The 19,452-nt window shown below is 27.9% G+C and carries 16 protein-coding genes; 8 read left to right on the plus strand and 8 right to left on the minus strand.

Annotated features, from left to right (window positions below):
* Positions 1-799: 799 nt before the first annotated feature.
* The 5 genes from VBM88_RS01885 to argS all read right to left on the minus strand — a co-directional run bounded on the left by VBM88_RS01885 (position 800) and on the right by argS (position 7,001).
* Positions 800-2,752, minus strand: coding sequence for a DNA topoisomerase subunit B (locus VBM88_RS01885; protein WP_323188650.1), 1,953 nt, complete (start codon positions 2,750-2,752; stop codon positions 800-802).
* A gap of 240 nt (positions 2,753-2,992) precedes the next feature.
* Positions 2,993-4,114, minus strand: a complete 1,122-nt coding sequence (locus tag VBM88_RS01890) for a thermonuclease family protein (RefSeq protein ID WP_323680306.1) — start codon at positions 4,112-4,114, stop codon at positions 2,993-2,995.
* Positions 4,115-4,196: 82 nt separating this feature from the next.
* Positions 4,197-5,063 (minus strand): class II fructose-1,6-bisphosphate aldolase, encoded by an 867-nt coding sequence (gene fba, locus VBM88_RS01895; RefSeq protein WP_323680307.1) that lies wholly within the window; start codon positions 5,061-5,063, stop codon positions 4,197-4,199.
* A gap of 13 nt (positions 5,064-5,076) precedes the next feature.
* Positions 5,077-5,328 carry a DNA-directed RNA polymerase subunit delta gene (rpoE, locus tag VBM88_RS01900; protein WP_323680308.1) on the minus strand — a complete coding sequence of 84 codons (252 nt, stop codon included), beginning with the start codon at positions 5,326-5,328 and terminating at the stop codon, positions 5,077-5,079.
* Positions 5,329-5,345: 17 nt separating this feature from the next.
* Positions 5,346-7,001: an arginine--tRNA ligase gene (gene argS / locus VBM88_RS01905; RefSeq protein WP_323680309.1), complete on the minus strand. Its 1,656-nt coding sequence runs from the start codon at positions 6,999-7,001 to the stop codon at positions 5,346-5,348.
* Positions 7,002-7,165: 164 nt separating this feature from the next.
* Here argS and VBM88_RS01910 point away from each other — a divergent pair, with 164 nt between their 5' ends.
* From VBM88_RS01910 to nusG, 7 genes are all read left to right on the plus strand, one after another.
* The gene (locus VBM88_RS01910; RefSeq protein ID WP_323680310.1) at positions 7,166-8,398 is read left to right on the plus strand and encodes a cysteine--tRNA ligase; all 1,233 of its coding nucleotides are present in this window, start codon (positions 7,166-7,168) and stop codon (positions 8,396-8,398) included.
* A 7-nt stretch (positions 8,399-8,405) separates the two neighbouring features.
* A complete protein-coding gene (rlmB, locus tag VBM88_RS01915; RefSeq protein WP_323680311.1) occupies positions 8,406-9,170 on the plus strand; it encodes a 23S rRNA (guanosine(2251)-2'-O)-methyltransferase RlmB in 765 nt (254 codons plus the stop codon).
* A 38-nt stretch (positions 9,171-9,208) separates the two neighbouring features.
* Positions 9,209-9,781 (plus strand): hypothetical protein, encoded by a 573-nt coding sequence (locus VBM88_RS01920; protein ID WP_323680312.1) that lies wholly within the window; start codon positions 9,209-9,211, stop codon positions 9,779-9,781.
* Positions 9,782-10,837: 1,056 nt separating this feature from the next.
* Positions 10,838-12,838, plus strand: a complete 2,001-nt coding sequence (locus tag VBM88_RS01925) for a hypothetical protein (RefSeq protein ID WP_323680313.1) — start codon at positions 10,838-10,840, stop codon at positions 12,836-12,838.
* 102 nt (positions 12,839-12,940) lie between these two features.
* Entirely contained in the window at positions 12,941-13,090 is a 150-nt protein-coding gene (rpmG, locus tag VBM88_RS01930; protein ID WP_257089433.1) for a 50S ribosomal protein L33, read from the plus strand.
* Positions 13,091-13,092: 2 nt separating this feature from the next.
* Positions 13,093-13,350, plus strand: a complete 258-nt coding sequence (gene secE, locus VBM88_RS01935; protein WP_257089435.1) for a preprotein translocase subunit SecE — start codon at positions 13,093-13,095, stop codon at positions 13,348-13,350.
* Between the two features lie 11 nt (positions 13,351-13,361).
* A complete protein-coding gene (gene nusG, locus VBM88_RS01940; RefSeq protein WP_323680314.1) occupies positions 13,362-13,964 on the plus strand; it encodes a transcription termination/antitermination protein NusG in 603 nt (200 codons plus the stop codon).
* A gap of 165 nt (positions 13,965-14,129) precedes the next feature.
* On the opposite strand, the gene VBM88_RS01945 is transcribed toward nusG, so the two are convergent.
* On the minus strand, positions 14,130-17,237 hold the full coding sequence (locus VBM88_RS01945; RefSeq protein WP_323680315.1) for a type I restriction endonuclease subunit R: 3,108 nt from the start codon (positions 17,235-17,237) through the stop codon (positions 14,130-14,132).
* 156 nt (positions 17,238-17,393) lie between these two features.
* Here VBM88_RS01945 and VBM88_RS01950 point away from each other — a divergent pair, with 156 nt between their 5' ends.
* A complete protein-coding gene (locus tag VBM88_RS01950; RefSeq protein ID WP_323680316.1) occupies positions 17,394-17,930 on the plus strand; it encodes a hypothetical protein in 537 nt (178 codons plus the stop codon).
* Here VBM88_RS01950 and VBM88_RS01955 read toward each other — a convergent pair.
* Entirely contained in the window at positions 17,920-18,720 is an 801-nt protein-coding gene (locus tag VBM88_RS01955) for a tyrosine-type recombinase/integrase (RefSeq protein ID WP_323680317.1), read from the minus strand. The two genes, VBM88_RS01950 and VBM88_RS01955, sit on opposite strands and share 11 nt — an antisense overlap.
* A gap of 36 nt (positions 18,721-18,756) precedes the next feature.
* The gene (locus tag VBM88_RS01960; protein ID WP_323680318.1) at positions 18,757-19,335 is read right to left on the minus strand and encodes a hypothetical protein; all 579 of its coding nucleotides are present in this window, start codon (positions 19,333-19,335) and stop codon (positions 18,757-18,759) included.
* Between the last annotated feature and the right edge of the window lie 117 nt (positions 19,336-19,452).

The raw sequence follows: 19,452 nt of genomic DNA on the forward strand, positions 1-19,452 counted from the left end.
CTACCATTAAATTGGATGTGCTAATAGGATATTATATGTATATTTTCTAATTGGTTCAAGCGACGACTCTTGAACCAAATTATTTAATTGAAAAAATAAATTTTAATAAAGGAGCAATCTATGGAATTACCAAAGAATATTAATATCTACTAATTAATAAAGATAGTTAATATTTTGAAAATTTAAAATTTATATATGACAAACTGTGTGTTTAAATTTACAAAATTACTCGAATAAATATGATTAAAATTTCTTTATTTTAAAGAAGTGTAAATGCAAAATTTACTCTATAAAATAATGATAAAAATAAAAAGTTAAAACAACTAAATATAATATATAACAAAAATATAGTGAATATCTTTATTGATAATAATAAACTTGTATAAAAAACCTAATAATTTTAATAATTAATAATAAATGATATTAATAAATGTCTGTCTATTTTGTGACTGAATAAATTAAATTTTAAAATAATAGAATATTTTTTTGATATATAAAAGAATTTTCCTTTTGTTGCGACAATATATTGTCGCACTTATATCATATTCCTTTTTAGTAAATAAAATTATGAGCATAAAAATATTTTTTTAAAATAATTTTTGACTTTTAGAATAGTGTGTAAGTGATAAAAGTTTTTCCTTATTTTTGAGGTTCAAAAAATTTTATATATTCCGTTAATGTAATTTTAGGATTTTGTAATTTTTGTTAAAAATTAGTTGCAATAAAGTTTTAAATCTAAGCCTAAATTTTAGTGAAGAAAAAGCACATCCAGTTCATTTTTGGATGTGCATTTTTTACATTATAAATCAATATTTTTTACGTATTTTGCATTCTTTTGAATGAATTCTCTTCTCGGTTCAACTCTTTCACCCATTAAGGTTTCAAAAATTGAATCTGATTTGTAAATGTCTTCAATTTGCACTTGAAGCATTTTTCTACGTTCAGGATCCATAGTTGTTTCTCATAGTTGTTCAGGATCCATTTCTCCAAGCCCTTTGTAACGTTGAATTGTAATTTTTTGACTTGGGTTTAATGTTGCGATTATTTCATCTTTTTGATTATCGTTGAAAGCGTATTCAACAAATTTATTTTGTTGAATTTTGTATAAAGGAGGTTGAGCTATGTAAATAAATCCATACTCGATTAAAGGTCTAAAGTATCTGTAGAAGAATGTTAATAATAAAGTTCTAATGTGAGCACCATCGACGTCGGCGTCGGTCATAATAACGATCTTATGGTATCTTAATTTGTTGATGTTGAATGTTTCTCCTCAGCCTGTACCAATAGCTGTCATTAATGATGAAATTTCTTCTGAAGAAAGAACTTTTTCTTGACGAGATTTTTCAACGTTAATAATTTTCCCTCTTAATGGTAAGATAGCTTGAGTTTTTCTATCTCTACCCATTTTAGCTGAACCACCAGCTGAGTTCCCTTCGACAATATATAATTCAGAAATTTCAGGATTTTTAGATGTACAGTCAGCTAATTTACCTGGTAATCCACCTGATTCGAAAACATTTTTTCTTCTTGCATTTTCTCTAGCTGCATTAGAAGCTAAACGCCCTTTTTTAGCCATAGATGCAATTTCAATAATTTTCTTAGCATCAGCAGGGTTTTCGTTTAAGAATCTTTCTAAAATTGGACTAAACACTCTGTTAACAGCTTGACGAGCATCTTTTGAACCTAATTTCCCTTTTGTTTGTCCTTCAAATTCTGGATCAGGGTGTTTGATTGAGATAACTGCTGTAACACCTTCAATTAAATCGTCACGAGTAAATTTGTCACTTTCAGATTTAATAACACCTTTTTCGATTGCGTAGTTATTAATTAAACGCATTAAAGCATCATAGAAACCAGAAACGTGAGAACCACCTTCATGTGTTGAAATGTTGTTTGTATATGAAATAATGTTTCCACGATATAAATCAGATAAGTATTGCATACCAACTTCAACACCAATAACAACATCCTCATCTTTATTATTTTTAACAGCAAATTCTCCATCTGCATAAATAACAGGTGTAACTGGTTTGTAACCGTCGCTTAATTCGTGTACGTAGTCAATAATTCCATTTTCATATAAGAATTCATAGTGTGTGTTATCTCTGTAGTCAGATACTGAAACATATAAACCTTTGTTAAGGTGTGCAATTTGCTTCGCGTGGTCTAAAATAATTTCTTTATCAAATGGCAATTCTTCCATAACTGAATAGTCAGGATGGAATTGAATTTTTGTTCCTGTTTCATTTGGGTTAGCAAGTTTTTCAATAACTTCTGTTGACTTAATAGTTTTTCCACCATTAGCAAACTCTGCATAGTATAAGTTCCCGTTTCTTTTAACTCAAGCTTTAAATGAGTCTGATAAAGCATTAACAACACTAGCTCCAACCCCGTGAAGTCCACCAGAAACTTTATATGCATTAGATTCGAATTTACCACCAGCATTAAGTTTTGTTAAAACAACTTCAAGTGCACTAATTCCAAATCTTGCGTGTGTATCGACAGGAATTCCACGACCATTATCTTCAACAATAATTGAGTTATCTTGTGTAATGATAATATCAATTCTATTGGCAAAACCAGCCATAGCTTCATCGACAGAGTTATCTACAATCTCTCAAATTAAGTGGTGTAAACCTGATTTAGATGTTGACCCAATGTACATACCAGGTCTTTTTCTAACGTGTTCTAATCCTTCTAAAAACTGAATATTACTTGCGTCATAGTTATGCTCTTTTTTAACTTCAGACATCTATACCTCCATGTGTGAATGTAAATTTTAATAAATATTACATATTTATTAAAATATTATATAGATTTTTCAGAAAAATAGATTGTTATATTTGTACAAGTTCATTTTTACTTTTAAAGCTTGTACAATATGATAAAAGTAAAAAAATGTCTATTTTTACTAACTGATATATGCATATCTAATATGCATAATTTAAGCTAATCAAACTAGATAAAAAAATCAAGCATTCGCTTGATCAAATTATCAGTTCTTTCTAGGGTTCTTATAAAATACATCTTCGATTGGGTCAATTCAGAAACCTAATCTATTTTCTTTTGCATAATTTTGAGAATTCTTAATTGTGTGATACATTGTTTGTTCTTCTTCAGTTTTTGCGTAGAAATCTTTATCTGAAGAGTCTAATGTAATGTAAGCAACTCTAGCTAAACCTGCTCTAATAAGCTGGTTCCCAAACTCTAAATCAGGATTTTTTCTTTCATCTGGATATAATGATACAACTCATCTTCCATATTTATCTTCTTTGAACTTATTAAAGTAGAAGAAGAAACCATGTGATTGAACTTGTTCTACGTAGTATTTTTTAGAAATTTGAGCCCAATAATTTTCTTTTGAAGCTAATTCATCTGAATTTGAACCTTTATCTGTTTCAGGAGTATCGATTCCTCTAGATCTTAATCCTAGACTTCTACCATTACGATTAGTTGATTGAGTTCCTGGTTGAATACCACTAACTAAATTCATATATGGACCATATAATGTGTCACCATCAACAATTCCTGTCATATCAACAACAGCATAGTTTTGTGGTAATGATTTTTTAATTGTTGTGCTAAAACCTAAACTTGTTTGTAAATTTAATGATGATAAGTAATCCATCTCTTGCTGACTAGCAAAAGCTAAAAATAATTTACTTTTATAAATTTCTAAATTCGCATCAATTTTATTAAGTGATTCAATTAAGTTTTGCTCATTTGCATAAGTTTGTCTTAAAAATCTTGATGTTTCAGTTAAATTGTTATATGTTTTTGAACCTAAAAATCATTGGTGTCTAATTTCAGCAGTCATTTCATTAGCACTATCAAAAACTTTTACAACATTTCCTGCTTGAGTTAATAAATCTTGATTAGTACTGTTTGAGTTTATTTTATTTTTGTAGCCGTCAACTAATTCGACCAAATTATTGTCAGTTGAATAATTAGTTTTAACTGTTTCTAGTTTTTGGATAAGTTCACTATTTGCATTATTAATAGGATTTGATGGTTCTTTTGGAACATCGTTTTTATTACCACATGAAATAGATAATGTAGTAGCAACTGGTAAAATTGCAAGTGAACTGAATAAAGATAATTTTTTAAATTTCATCTTGTCTCTTTTCTATTTGTATATAAATATAATTTTATTCCTATTTAGAAATAATGTGTATAAAAAAAGCATCAAGATGATGCTAAGCTTTATCATTTGATCCGAACTCTAATATTTTTTGTTTAATTACCTTACACATAGCTTCATAACCAGGTTTGTAAAGTTTTCTAGGATCATAATTTTTATCTTCAAGATCTTTGTTGCTAATAATAAATTCTCTAATTGCAGCGTGGTTTGCTAATTGTAAATCAGTGTTGATGTTAATTTTTGTAACACCTAAACTTATTGCTTTTTGGATTTGGTCAAGTGGAATTTCGCTACCACCGTGAAGAACAATTCCTAAACCAGTTTCACTTGATAATTTTTCAAGAACTTCAAAATTAAGACCTTGTCAGTTTTTTGGATATTTACCGTGGATGTTTCCGATTCCTGCTGCTAGAACTGTGATTTTTTCAGCAGCTAATTGTTTAGCTTCTTCAATATCTGCAATTTCACCGTTTCCAATAACACCATCTTCTTCACCACCGATTGAACCAACCTCAGCTTCAACAGTCATATTTTTGCTTTGAGCAAAGTAAACAAGTTTTTGAGTTAATTCTTTATTTTCAGCAAATGGGAGGTGTGAACCATCGAACATAATTGAAGTGAAACCATCCGACTCAATAGCTTTAACACAAGCATCAAATGAACCGTGATCTAAATGAAGAGCTACAGGAATTGAAATTTTTAAGTCCTTAATAAGACCTGAAACTAAACTTGTTACAGTTTCATATCCACCTATATATTTAAGTGCTCCTTCAGAAACTCCTAAAATAACAGGTGAATTCATTTCTTGACATGTTATAAGAATTGCTTTTGTTCATTCTAAGTTATTAATATTAAAATGAGGAACTGCGTACTTACCTTTTTTAGCTCTCTTGAGCATATCTTTTGCATTAACTAATGACATAAAAACCTACTTATTAGATATTTCTTAATTCTCAGTTTCCGTTTGCAAGTCTATTGAATCTTTTATCAACTGTTAATAAACGGTATAACTCACCAATTTTTCTTTCTCTAACTTTTTCATATGGTGTGTTCATTGTAACGAATCTGTCTTCTCAGTCATATCTTAACTCGTCTTCAACATTGTCAAAGATTTCCATGAATGCAAATTCGTCTGTTGGACGTGATGATACTAATTCGTATGCGATTTCTAACATTGTTTTGTACATAATAAATTCTCCTTTAATTACATTGATAAAGGTGCAGAAACACCAATTAAGTTAAGTCCAAGAGCTAAAATTGCTTGAACTGATTTGATAAGGTGAGCATATGTTGCTTCATCTTCGTGACCTAATAATTTAGTTTCAGCATAAAAACTGTTAAATGATTTAGCTAAATTAATTAAGTATTGTGTTAATAAGTTTACTTTTGAAGTTGACACAATTGTTTTAATTAATTCAGGGAATGAGTCTAATTCAATAATAAGTTTTTTAGCTTTGTTTGTAAAGTTAATTTGATTATTAACTTCTTCTTGTTTTAATCTATTTAATAACGATACAGCTCTTGAGTGAGCGTATTGAACTATAAATACAGGGTTATTAACATCAGTTGAGTTAGCTGCATCAATATCAAAATCAAATTTATTATTGATTTCCCTAGTGAGCATCATAAATCTAACTGCATCAGCTGAAGAGTAATCTAAAAGATCTTGTAAAGTAACTGCTGTACCAGCTCTTTTAGACATTTTAAATTCTTCTCCATCTTTGATTAATCTTACTAATTGAATAGTTAATATATCTAAATTGTCTGGATTGTAACCTAAACATTGCATTGCAATTTTCATTCTTTGAATGTATCCTGAATGGTCTGCTCCTCAGATATTAATAAGTTTAGGTGACTTTTGGAACTTAAGTTCGTGATAAGCAATATCAGGTAAGAAATAAGTGTAATTTCCATCAGCTTTGATAAGCACACGGTCCTTATCATCGCCAAATTCTTTGGTTTTTAAGAATAATGCACCATCTTCTGTGTATGTGTATTTGCTTAATTTTTTAAGAACTGGTTCAATTAAACCATCTTCTTTAATTTCTTTTTCAGAAGCAAATGTATCAAATGAAACATTTAATCTACCAAGATCTTCTCTGATTTTATCAAGCATAATATCTTTGGCTACAGTTGATAATTCACTTAATTTAGCTTCATCAGCATTTAAGAAATAATCACCATATTTTTCTTTAATTTTTGTAGCACATCAAACTATATCTTGACCTCTATAGCAATCTTCAGGTAATTGTGCATCAATACCAAATAAGTTTTGATATCTTACATAAACTGAATTTGTAAGTACATTAATTTGATTACCTGCATCATTTACATAATATTCGGCTTCAACATCGTAACCAGCATGTCTTAAAATTCTAATTAAAGAATCTCCATAAGCAGCACCTCTAGCATGACCAACATGTAAAAATCCCGTTGGGTTAGCTGAAACAAATTCAACATTAACATGTTCTTTATTAATAAAGTCAGCTCCATATTTTGCAGGATTTAAGTTAATGTTTTGTATTGTTGATAAAAATAATTGATTGCTTAAAACAATATTGATAAATCCAGGTACAGCAATGTCTATTTTTTGGTAGATATTTGAATTTGACATTTTAGCAACCAATTTATTTGCTACTTCAATTGGATTTTTAACAGCACAATGATTTTTTAAAATAAATGCAATATTTGTACTAAAGTCATAAACAACTTGGTCGATGTTAATATTGTCAGGAACATTAGGTTGAGTGATATTAAAAACTAAATCTTTAACAATAAGATCCTTATTAACAAAATCTTCATTTTGCAACTCTATAACTGCGTCAATGATGTTTTGTTTTAACTGTTCTTTTAGTGTCATAATCCTCCTTATTTATAGATATATTTTATATATCTATTATATTAAAAAATATTTTTTATATAGCTAGGAAACAACTAGTTTTATGTACCTTATACATAGTTATAAAAGTTAATTTTGCTTATATAAAATGGTAATTAAATATTATTTTTTATTATAATAACAATATGTTAAAAATATATGTATGTGGACCCACAGTTTACAATGATGTTCATATAGGAAATATGAGACCGATTGTAACTATGGACTTAATTTTAAAAGCTGCGAAGCAACTAGGAATTGAATATAAATTTGTTCATAATATTACTGATATTGATGACAAGATTATCAAAAAAGCCCAAGAGCAAGGTGTTTTAGAAACTCAAGTATCGGAAAAGTATGGTAATTTATATTTATATTTACTTAAACAATTCAGTGTTGACACTATAACTGACATTGAATACATAACCAAAAACATTGATTTAATTGATAACTTTATTCAAAGATTAATCAAATCGAATAATGCATATTTAGATAATGAAGGTAATGTTTGATTTGATGTCATAAAAAACCAAAATGACTATGGTATTGTTTCAAATCAAAAAATTGAAAACATGAAATTTGAAGATAGTGAACTTTCTTCAAATAAAAAATCACCTGCTGATTTTGCTTTATGAAAAAACACAACTGAGGGTGTTAAATACAATGTTTCTTTTGGTGAAGGTAGACCAGGATGACACACAGAATGTGTTGCCTTAATTGAAAAACATTTTGGAGATTCTGGTTTAGATATTCACGGAGGAGGGATGGACTTAACATTCCCACACCATGAAAATGAAAATATTCAATTCTATGCTTTAAATCAAAAACAGCTTTCAAATAAATGATTAAGAACAGGTCAAATTAATTTAAATGGAATTAAGATGTCTAAGTCATTACAAAACGTAATTTTAGCTTCTGACTTTCTTAAAAATTATTCAGCTGACTATTTTAAAATGATTTTATTATTAAACTCATTTACAGGTTTGATTAATATTGAAGAGAATTTAATTAATAATGTTGAAGTGATTTTCAAGAAAATTAGCAAAATTTACTTCTTAAATGCACTATTAAACAAACAAAACGATTCACAAATTAACAATGAATTAGCTAAAGAAGCATTCACATATATTTTTGAGCAGAGATTTTCTGACTTTAATAAACTTATTAATGATCTAATTAAAAATATTAATAAAGACAAAAACACCTTGGACATAGCTACATTAGTATATATTTTTGATAAGTTAGGTTTTGAATTTAATAAATTCGATTACAAAAAATATGTTCCAATTTATCAAAAATGACAAGAGTTTTTAGCTCAAAAAGATTATCAAAATGCCGACAAATTAAGAAACGAATTGATTGAAAATAATTTAATATAGGGTAAATATGAAAAAATTACACGAAAAACAAAAAAAATATGATATGACCACTAAAAAAGTGGGAGAATTAATTGTGTATGGGAAAAATTCTGTTATTGACTGTGTCAATAATAAATTAGATATTTCTGAAATACACATAACTGATGAAGGAAGTTTAAAGTACTTTAAAGACGATAACACTTTAAGGGGTATAAAAATTGTTATCACTAATAAGAGAACTTTAGATGAAGAAACAAAAGAAAACCATCAAGGTTTTAAAGCAATCTTAAAATCTGTTAATTACAAGGGACTTGACGATTTAGAAAGATTGCATAAGGATAATTCGCCAATTCTTGTGTTGGATAAAATTCAAGATCCACATAACTTTGGAGCAATTATAAGAACAGCAAATGCTGGGGGAATTAAGCATATTATTTTCCCTAAAGATAATGCAGCTGTAATTAATTCAACTGTATTAAAGGTTTCATCAGGTGGATTTGTAAATATGAATTTTTACAGAGTTAATAGTCTTAATGCAGCCTTAACTCAACTCAAAAAAAGAGGTTATTGAGTTTATTCAACTGTATTAGATGAAAAAGCTCTCCCATACACAACGGTGGAATATGACAGACCTACAATTTTAGTTGTAGGTAACGAAGGTGATGGAGTATCAAAAAGTGTGCTTTCAGTCACAGATCAAACAATCTATATTCCACAAAGGGGGAATGTGCAATCTTTAAATGTATCAGTAGCAACAGGTATTATTGTGTTCGATGCATTAACTAAATGATAAGAAAATATCATTTGAACGATAAGTTTCTCTCTGAATTTTTGAAACTCGAAAATGACAAGTATTATTCAGTTTCAAAAATCATTTCTGCTTTCAGTATACAGCACAGTAAGTCAATAGATGTTTTGTCTAGAAAAGTTAGTTGAGTCTTTGGCAAGGTATCTATTGAGCTAGCAGAAATTAAAAATGTTATACCTCATGAATTTTTAGAAATTTTTCTAGAAGTTTCTTCAGAAGTTTTTTGTATGGATTTTAAATCCTATTCTCATTTTGAATCATTCATTTGAAATAAATTAAAGTTAAAGACTCTGAATTTCTTCCACTCAGAAATTAACTCTCAATATATTTTTGATGATGGTATTGCTAACAAAAGGATAAATTTACAAAAAATTCTAATAGACATGGGAAATAGTGTAGTTGATAACTCACATAGTCCAAAACAACTTGATTATCAAATTAAAACTCAAAAAATACACTCAAGAAATAATTTTTTAAATAGTAGTTATAAAAAGAAACACTCAGTTATGAAAGCGACAGATTTAAATGTTGGTTCATCAATTGATATTGACATTATTTGTTCGAACAACCTTATTACTACATTGATATCAAGTTAAATAGAGCTTATGTTAACTTATATGTCCAAATTTTTAATTCTTCTTTCTCATATATATTTATCGTATATTTACATAAGTTTAGATAATTTTTTTATGGTATAAAACGCAGTAGATTTTTCAAATTATTTTGTGTTGATTTTAAAAATCTCTTTAATTTGTAACATTTTTTGTAAACAAGCTATATTTTGCTTGTTGCTCCATTATTTTTTATATTTATATTTTTTGAGACAAATCGTTTTTATTCTCTGACGATTTTGTCCCCTCTATATTTCTTTTATTTTTTCACTTACAAAATATGCATGTATAGACCTTTTTTGATTCTATCTATGTTTTTTCCGTATTTAGGTCAACTTACTTGGATTTTATTTCCAATAATTATTCATTCTTGCATATTAATAACATTGGGTAAGTGTTAGGTTATGAAAACGTATCATCTCAGTTGCTTGGGGGAGTGTGTGGGATGGTCAAAATTAATTAAACTTGAATTTAAGTTTTAAGGGTTAAGGAAAATTCGTAAGTTTAATTAATATGTTTTCTCTTGTTGCTTTTTATTTTATTAGTGTAAATTTTTGAGGTACTTCTCAAAATTACGGTTATCTTCTTGTATGTTGTGGGGACTAAACTCTTTTTCACTTTCCAGTTTATGTTCTTCATTACTCACTTTGGTTTTTTATTAAATTTTTATAGTTTATTTTTATGGTTTCTAAAACAAAATTTAATATGGTTTTAGTTCATTTGTTGGATTATTCCTTTCTAAACATTTGAAAAGTATTTTAATTTCTTATATTTCTCCATTTATTGACTTTTATTCAATATAAGACCTTATTATTATATGCAAATACAAAATTGGTTCTAAATGAACCGAAATTCATTATTTTTTCTTCTCTCATCAGTTAGACATTTTCTGTTAAATGTCAAACACCTTTCTTTAATTTTATTATTTAATTTTTTACAATGTCTATTAGATTTCCACTTAACTTTCTTAAGTTAAGTGGTTTTTATATCCTCTGTCTGTAAATTTTCTCTTTTTATATTATGTGCTAATATTTTAGTAATATGAATAATCGCAATTTTAGAAATAAAAAATTTGTATTTATTGGCGACTCAATAGCGCAAGGTTTTGATTTATCTCAAGGAACTGGAACATATGGAAATTTAGATGAGTTAGGTTATGCTTATTCAGACTATTTCATTGAGTTAATTCAGGAGAATGTTGGTAGAAATTTAGACATTAAATATAGCAATTTAGGCCTATCAGCAAGCAAGATTAGCACTTGAATTAATATCGTTTCTGGAGAAGAGTTCACGGATGAAACAAGAGAGCTAATGCACATAAATAAAGTTCTAGCTCAAAAATTTAATCACACTTGTTTTAATTATGATTTTGATTCATATTTAAAAGAAATTAAGGAAGCAGATTACTTATTTATAAACTCTAGTGGAATTGAATTTTTATTCAGTATTTCCTATGTAGACTTAGTTGAAGTAATGTCTCAAAAAGATTACTACCTTCAAAATAAACAAATTGATGATTTATTGAAAAATATTAAACGTACAACACAGCAAATCATTAATGAATATATTGTTTTAGTTAACAAAATTAAAGAAGTTAATACAAATTGCAAAATCTATTTAGTCGATTATCCTATCGCTTCATTACCTGTGCTTAACAAGTTGATTCTTAAAAACAAAAATAATCTTTTAAACAAAAGTTATTCTATTTTTAAATCTATATACAAGGTATTTCAGAATATTTTTGTAGAAGTTTCTACAGCAACAAATACTAAATATGTTGAAATATTTGACTTTGAACAATGCTTAAGAAATGAACGCAAATGATATCAGCTGTTTTTAGATATTCATTGCAGTAAGAAATGTTATAAATACATTGGAAAGAAGCTTTATCTAAATTTTGCTAAAGAGCATCATTTAAATAAATTTACTTGAACTAAATTTAGAAGTATTCCAATATACCCGGATAACAAAATTATTGATCTTGTTCAAACTTGATACAAAGAATTAGGTGTTCTAGAAGGTTCGCTAATTAGAATTTATATAAGCACAATTAGCAATTCATTGATTACTGAGAAATTAACTAAAGGTTTAGATATCACTCTTAATTTCAGCGCACTTCTAAATGAGAATGTTATGTCACTCATTGGTAAGATTTTCCATGACGAAAACGTACTTGAATATATTGAAAATAAATTCAGTTCACTAAAATTCACAGACACATTAATTGACTTTTTAGCTAATAATCAAGAGTTTGTTACATTGATTGATAATGTTGAAAAATTCTTTACTAGAAACAAAAACATTTCGCTTAATAAGTTTTGACAATTCTTTTTAGTTTCAAATGAAAAAACATTGTTTGATATAACAAAAAAATTCTTTGAAAAGTACCCTAATTTCAAAGAAGAGATAATTGATTTAATTCATTTTATCCTTGGAGAGTTAAATAAAAGAAAATTTATTAAGATTCCAATCGATATTAGAAAGATTGATTATGAGTTTAATTTAGATTTTTCATTAGTAAAAAATGATTTAGACGAATTTATGATTATTTTTAAAGATTACTTTTTATCAAGTTCACATTTTGTTAGCTTCGAAACTTACTTTAATAGTTTTGTTATCCAAAACAAAGAGCTAATTAAACAAATATCATCGAAGTTTCTAAACATTGTTTTAGAACAATTGTTCACTGATAAGGATAAATTAATTCAATTCATTTTAGCCTATTGCAAGATTGATTATAAATATCTCTCAAGAAGAGATTTTGAAGTTCTTGATAAATATGTAGATAAGTTATTGAACAACTTAAATATGACTAAAATGCAAAATAAAATCATTAATGAAACAATCAACTTTATACTAAAAACACCTAAAATGAAGCTTATTAGTTCTAACAACATTATGCTTATTGGCCTTATTATTAAGAATCAATTTAGAAATAGATTATTTTTAAGCTTAGTTAGAGGTAATTTAGTCCCAACAGTTAATTTAGGAGTGCGTTTAGCATTTGCAAAAGTGAGATCAATATTTAGATGAAGAAAGTAATGTGTTATGTTTTTTGCACATGTAAATAATTTCAATTAAACCTATTACATAGCATTCATTTACTTAATGTATATTGTAATGTTGTGGTAAAATTAAAACACTATGAAAAGTAACAAGGTATCGATTGCATGCGAATTATGCAGAAAGAAAAATTACGTGACAATTAAAAGTGCTGGAAATGCAGAACGTTTAGCGATTAAAAAATATTGTCCTCATTGCAAACAACACTCAATTCACAAAGAAGAAGTTTAATTATGAGAAAAAATAAGAAAGCAAAAACTGAAAAAGTCGAAACAGCAAAAATGTCTTTAAAAGACAGATTTGAAAGCAGAAATAAAATTTATTTCTTTAGAAAGACTGTTAAAGAAATTAAACGTGTTCGTTGAGCAACTCCAAGAGAAAATTGAATAAACCTTGTTAAAATTCTTGTTTTTACAGCTATATTTGCTTTATTTGTTTATGCAGTAACAATTGGATTTACAAAATTATGAGAAGTAATTGGTTCAGTTTAGAAAGGTGAATTATGAATAATTTTAAATGATACATGATCTCTACTGTTAGAGGAAAAGAAGAACAAGTTATCGAAGCTTTAAATAACCGTATTATTGCTGAAAATGTTGCAGAATCATTTAATCAATATGCGACACAAGATGGCGCTTTTAAAATCTTTAAAAAACCTATCTTAACAGCTAAAGAATTAGAAAAAAGACGTTTAGGTCAAGAATACAAGGTTAAATATACAAATCTTTACCCTGGATACATTTTTGCAAATATGGATATGACTGATGAAGCTTGATACGTTGTACGTAACACACAAAATGTTACAGGTATCATCGGATCATCTGGTAAAGGAGCAAAGCCTACACCTGTTTCTTCTAGAGAAATTAGAAAAATGGAAAAAGCCGCTGAAGAAGCTACACACTTATTTAACTTAGGTAAAAACTTACAAGGACTTAAACTTAATGATTTAGTTGTAGTTTTAGATGGTCCATTTAAAGGTGAAATTGGCCCAATTAAATCATTAAACTTAGACTCAAATATCGCTACAATTCAAATTGAATCATTTGGAAAAAGAACTTCTGTTGAATTAAGCATCGATTCATTAGAGCATTCAACAGAATACTAATTATTAGATAAATTGAACAGCGTTAGCTGTTCTTTTTTTATTGAAAATTTATCAAAAGAATAAAAAATGACTTTATTACCTACTAAAACAATCGTTTAATAAGTAATAAAGTCTAATTGTAATATTTCTTTTAAGTCGAATTTGATATCCTAAATAAGTTGAAGATTAATCTTCACTCATTATATATTCAGCTTGTTTAATAACATCATCTACAGTTTGTTTTTGATATTCTGGAGGATAATTATACTTCTTCAAACATTCTTTTATTTTTGTTCTCATTCTTGCTCTTGTGGATTCTTTATGGGTTCAGTCTGTTGATGCGTATTCTTCAACTACTGATTTTAATTCCCTAGCAATAAGTTTAAGCGTTTCATCGTTTAGTAATTCTTTAGCTGATTTATCTCTAATTAAAGCATCATAGAACGCTTTTTCTCTTCCGAATACACCAAGGTCTCTAGCTGTTTGTTCGTCCCTTACCATTTCACTAGCGAATCCAACTAAATCAACAATGGTTTGTTCTGGTGAAAAAATAGCATCTCTATCATTATATTTTTCTAAGATTTTTCTTAATCTTTTACTGTATTCTTGAGATTTAAAATAATTATTTTTTCTAGATTCAGCTATTGCTCTTTCAAGTAACTTCTTGACAATTTGAACAAACACATGAGGAGGATTTTTTACTCTTAACTCTTCTATGTTTTTCTCACTCAACAATTCAATAACTTTACTTGAATCTTCTTTTGTTTGAGTTAATACTTTTACTTCATCACCTTTAATAGCATCAGCTAGAAGATTAGAAACATATTCGTTCATTTCTTTTATAGAAACAGTTGGAGTTTTTGCTCTAAGCTTTAGAATAAAACTTCTAATAGCTAAGTAATAATAAACATCATTTTTCTCTTCTTCAGTTAAAATACCAGCACAAACGACAAAGGCTTGCTTTACAGAAAAGGAAAGATCACTCATAAATGCATCTTCTCTTTTAGCATCTTGCAACACAAATTCTGTTCCGATTTGTACAGCTTCAAATCTTTCGTGATCATTAGAGCTATAGAATTTGCTTTTATCAATTTTGTAAAATCATTCATTAAGTACACTTAATTTTTCTTTCAAGATGACATAAATTTCTTTCTTTACATCTTGAACATTTTCTTGTCTGTCTCTATCTGTATATTCTGTCAATGCTTCATTCAATGCTTCATTTAGACCTATGTAATCGACAATTAAACCATAATACTTACCTGGATAAACACGATTAACACGAGCAATAGCTTGCATTAAATTATAAGATTTGAGTCTCTTAATAAAATATATTACGTCTAAGTCGGGTACATCAAAACCGGTTAATCACATATCAACTACAATTGCGATTTTATATTTTGATGTATCTTTTTTAAATTCTTCACCTAACTCTTTTCTATATGCAGAATCTTTAAATAGATTACGCATTTCTTCTGTGTCTTTATTAGATTCAGTAACAACTAAAATTACTTGTTCTTTCATTTCAGGTGCAATCTCATCAACTATTTTCTTATATAGTTTTAAAGCTGCATGACGAGTTTGACAAACAATCATGGCTTTTCCGTTTAAAGTACCCTTTCTCTCAGAATAATGAGCCATAATATCTCTAGCAAATAAATCAATCATGTCATCATCTTCTAAAATGACTTTAATTTTGCTCATTTCACGTTTTGATTTTTCTATTGCTTGATTATCTGCTTGTTCATTTTTCACTAAATCATTATAGTAATTATCAATTTGATTCAATATCGATTGATCTGTCCAAACTTTTGCAAGTCTAGATTCATAAAAAAGTTTTACTGTTGAACCATCGATAACTGATTGAGTCATATCGTAGACATCGATAATATCACCGAAAATGTCTGTTGTTTGTTTTTCCTTTGCTGATACCGGAGTTCCAGTAAATCCAATAAAAGTAGCATTAGGTAATGCTTCTCTAATATACTTTTCTACTCCATATTTGAAAACTGCTTCTAATTCATCAGTTTCTTTATTTCTTTCGTAATGAACAGTCTCATAAATTCCATAGTGTCCTCTATGAGCTTCATCAGTCATTACGATAATGTTTGAACGTTCATTTTTTGGTAAATTATGCTTATCGAATTTACCAACTGTAGTAAAAATTATTCCACCTTGTTTAATGTGTTTAAGCTTCTTAACTAAATCTTCTCTAGATGTAGCTATTTGAGGTTCGCATTTTAGGTAATTACGCGCACTAAAGAAAGTTTTATAAAGTTGATCATCTAAGTCGATTCTATCTGTTAAAACCACTATAGTTGGAACATTTAAGTCTTTGTTAATCAATAATCTATGTGCAAGCATTAGCATCGAAAATGATTTACCACTACCTTGAGTATGTCAAACAATACCAGCTTTACCATTTCCGTTTGACTTAATGCTATTTAAAATTGATTGAACTGATTTTTTCACCCCAAAATACTGGTGATACTGCGAGATTATCTTAACTGGTTTGTCATTTTTGTCTTGAATAAAGAAAATATTATGTTTAATAATATCTAGTAATCTGCTTTTTTCAAACACTCCATCTATGAAGGTATTTAGTTTAAATGCATAATTAGCATCATAACCTTTTTTACCATCAACGCTTTTTCACTCATTGTATCTATCGAATTTAGAAGTCAATGTTCCGATTCTAGTGCTTACTCCATCAGAAATTACTAAAAAAGCAGAGTAATTAAATAAAGTTGGAATATCATAACGGTATCCATTAGACTCGCTGCTTCCGCCTAATTGATTGTAAGCGTCTTCCAATGTTGCTCCAGTAGCATCTTCAACTAAACTCTTAAGTTCCATTACAATTAAAGGAAGTCCATTTATGTACACAACTATGTCTGGTATTCTGGTCGATCTTCCTTCGTTGAACTTAATTTGATGAACTACTTGAAATGTGTTATTATCTACATTATCAAAATCAATGAATTTAATAAGAGGGTTAACTTGATATTTATTTGACTCAATTGTCACACCTTCTACTAAGATTTTGTGAACTAAAAAATTCCTTACGAATAAAGAAGGATTATCAACTCTCATAAGCATATTCATTGCTTCGTTAAGTATTTCTAAATCATCAAATTTATTTATTTTAATTAACGAATTTAAAAGAACTTCATTATTAATGAATTCATCAAGCTTTCTTTCACTTAGTCATGAATCATCAAAATTTAAAAATTCAAAACCATTTTTTTCTAAAAGTTCTATAACGCTATTCTCAATAGTAGCTTCATTAAACATAAGATTTTACCTCGAAATTATTATATAAAAAAGCAGTTATTTTTCTCAAATTTAATACAGATAGTTAACACTATAGGAAGCGTCGATGATCTTATCGAAAATTATGAGTTAATCGAGACTAAAATTAAATCTATTGGATTAAGAAAAATAAACTCCTTGAATTTTATTAGAAATCACGTTCCCTTCTCGAAATATGGGATATTTGACAAAGGAATAGAGGTTGGTTCTAGCAACTATATAGAAAAATCTCAAAATAGAGATGGTCTTATTCCGTACTTAAGAGTCGGTGATTTAGATTCATTAAAAAATTGTTACATAAAAAAAGCGCAAAACCTAAAAACATGTAACTCAGATGATACTTTAATAGCATTTGATGGCGCTCCTGGAAGGGTAAATGTCGGTTTAACAGGTGCTTACTCATCAGGAATATATAAAGTAATATCTGAAAATAAAGGTTTTGCTTTCTTTGGACTATTAAGCGATTTAAATCAGTCTATTATCAAAGATAATTCGCAAGGCACAACAATTTTGCATGCTTCCAAAGCAATACCAATGCTATTAGCTTGTGAACCTATCAATGATGAAATTAATTTTTTCAATTATATTTATGAATTATTGGTTAAAGTGAAAATGTTAAAATCTAAATGTCTAGATATTAAATCTATACTGCTTAATAAATATTTTACCAATTAATTATTTTGTCAACTATTTCCTGTTGCTCCTCGCTTGTTTTTCTCAAATAAATTCTAGTGGTTTCTATAGATTCGTGTCCCATTAAATCTGCTAGTAATGCAATATCTTTGCATTTTTCTAAAAAGTTTTTTGCGAATCGATGTCTAAAAGAGTGAGGGTAAACCACATTTAAATTCATATTGTATTTTCTTGCTAGTGATTTTAATTGATGAGCTACGCCTCTGGTTGAAATTTGATGGCCATCTTTATTAAGAAATAGATAACCCTGTGTTCTAGTGATAGAATCGTAATATTCTATCGCTTTTTTTCTTAATCTAACGGGTATGAATATTCTTCTTATTTTGCCACTTTTTGTGTAAAGGTCTATATAACCCCTTATTAAATGCTCATATTTGAATTGAATAAGCTCAGAAATCCTAGCACCAGTTGCTCCTAAAAATCTAACAATAAAATACCACTCATAATTTTTGTCTTTGAGTAATTTGTTTTTAAAGAACTCGTAATCTGCATCGCTGATAACATTTTCTAAAAAACTTTTTTGTTGAATTTTTATGTATTTTAGTTTTAATTTTTCTTTCTTTAAAAATTCCAAATATTTATTGATTCCTTGAATTCTCAAATTAATAGTTTTACCCTTATACTTATCAACTAATATTGATTTAAAAGCTAATAAATTTTGCTTTGTTATTTCACTAAATTCTGCACTAAACTGTTTAACTGCAATAACATAAGCATCAATAGTATTTTTTGTTAAATTTTGATGTTGTAAAAATGAAATAAATTCTTTCAAATTGTAATACCTCCTATTTATGGAAGGTACTAAAATCTAGAAATATTTATTCAATAGTAGATTCTTCAATTCTTTAAGCTTCTTTATTTTTCTTCTATAAGAAGCTAAATGAATAACTAAAGGACTAAACTCCTTGTTGAAACTGTTTATCTCTTCATTAGACAGTTTAGGGACAAGAATTTTATTAAATGTTTCATTATTAATCCCAGCCATGGTTGTCCCTGCAGAGTTAAGGTCTCTTTGAACAAAAAAGTTTGGTGATAAAGTAATACCTGTTAGAAATGATAGTGGTAATTTGTTTGTAGCTTCGACTCCTAAATATCCTGTTGAAAAGATATAATTATTAAGTAAATCATCATCTTTTTCTGTCACTATAATTACCTTTTTTGAGTCTTTCATCTTGGCGAATCATATTGAATCAACCACTGGTTGCATGTTTGCTCTAGACGGTCTGTCCTCAAAGTTGAATGAATCAAATTGTAAAATATTGTTAATACCTTCTACGGACGATGTGTCCAAATAATTCTTGGTATTATTATATTTTTTTATACCAGATTTGATAATTTGTGGCGAGTAATATTCAAAAGGAATGAGATTTTTATCAGATAACGACATACTAATTATGTTTAATATTTTTGATATCTGATTTTCATAATTTTCAATAAGATCATCGATACTTCCTATAGTGTTAACTATTTAGAAATATTTGGTGAGTAAAATATCTTTAATTTT

It is taken from the genome of Mycoplasma sp. 1232 (assembly GCF_034863345.1).
In the GTDB taxonomy this organism is placed as follows: domain Bacteria; phylum Bacillota_I; class Bacilli_A; order Mycoplasmatales; family Metamycoplasmataceae; genus Mycoplasmopsis.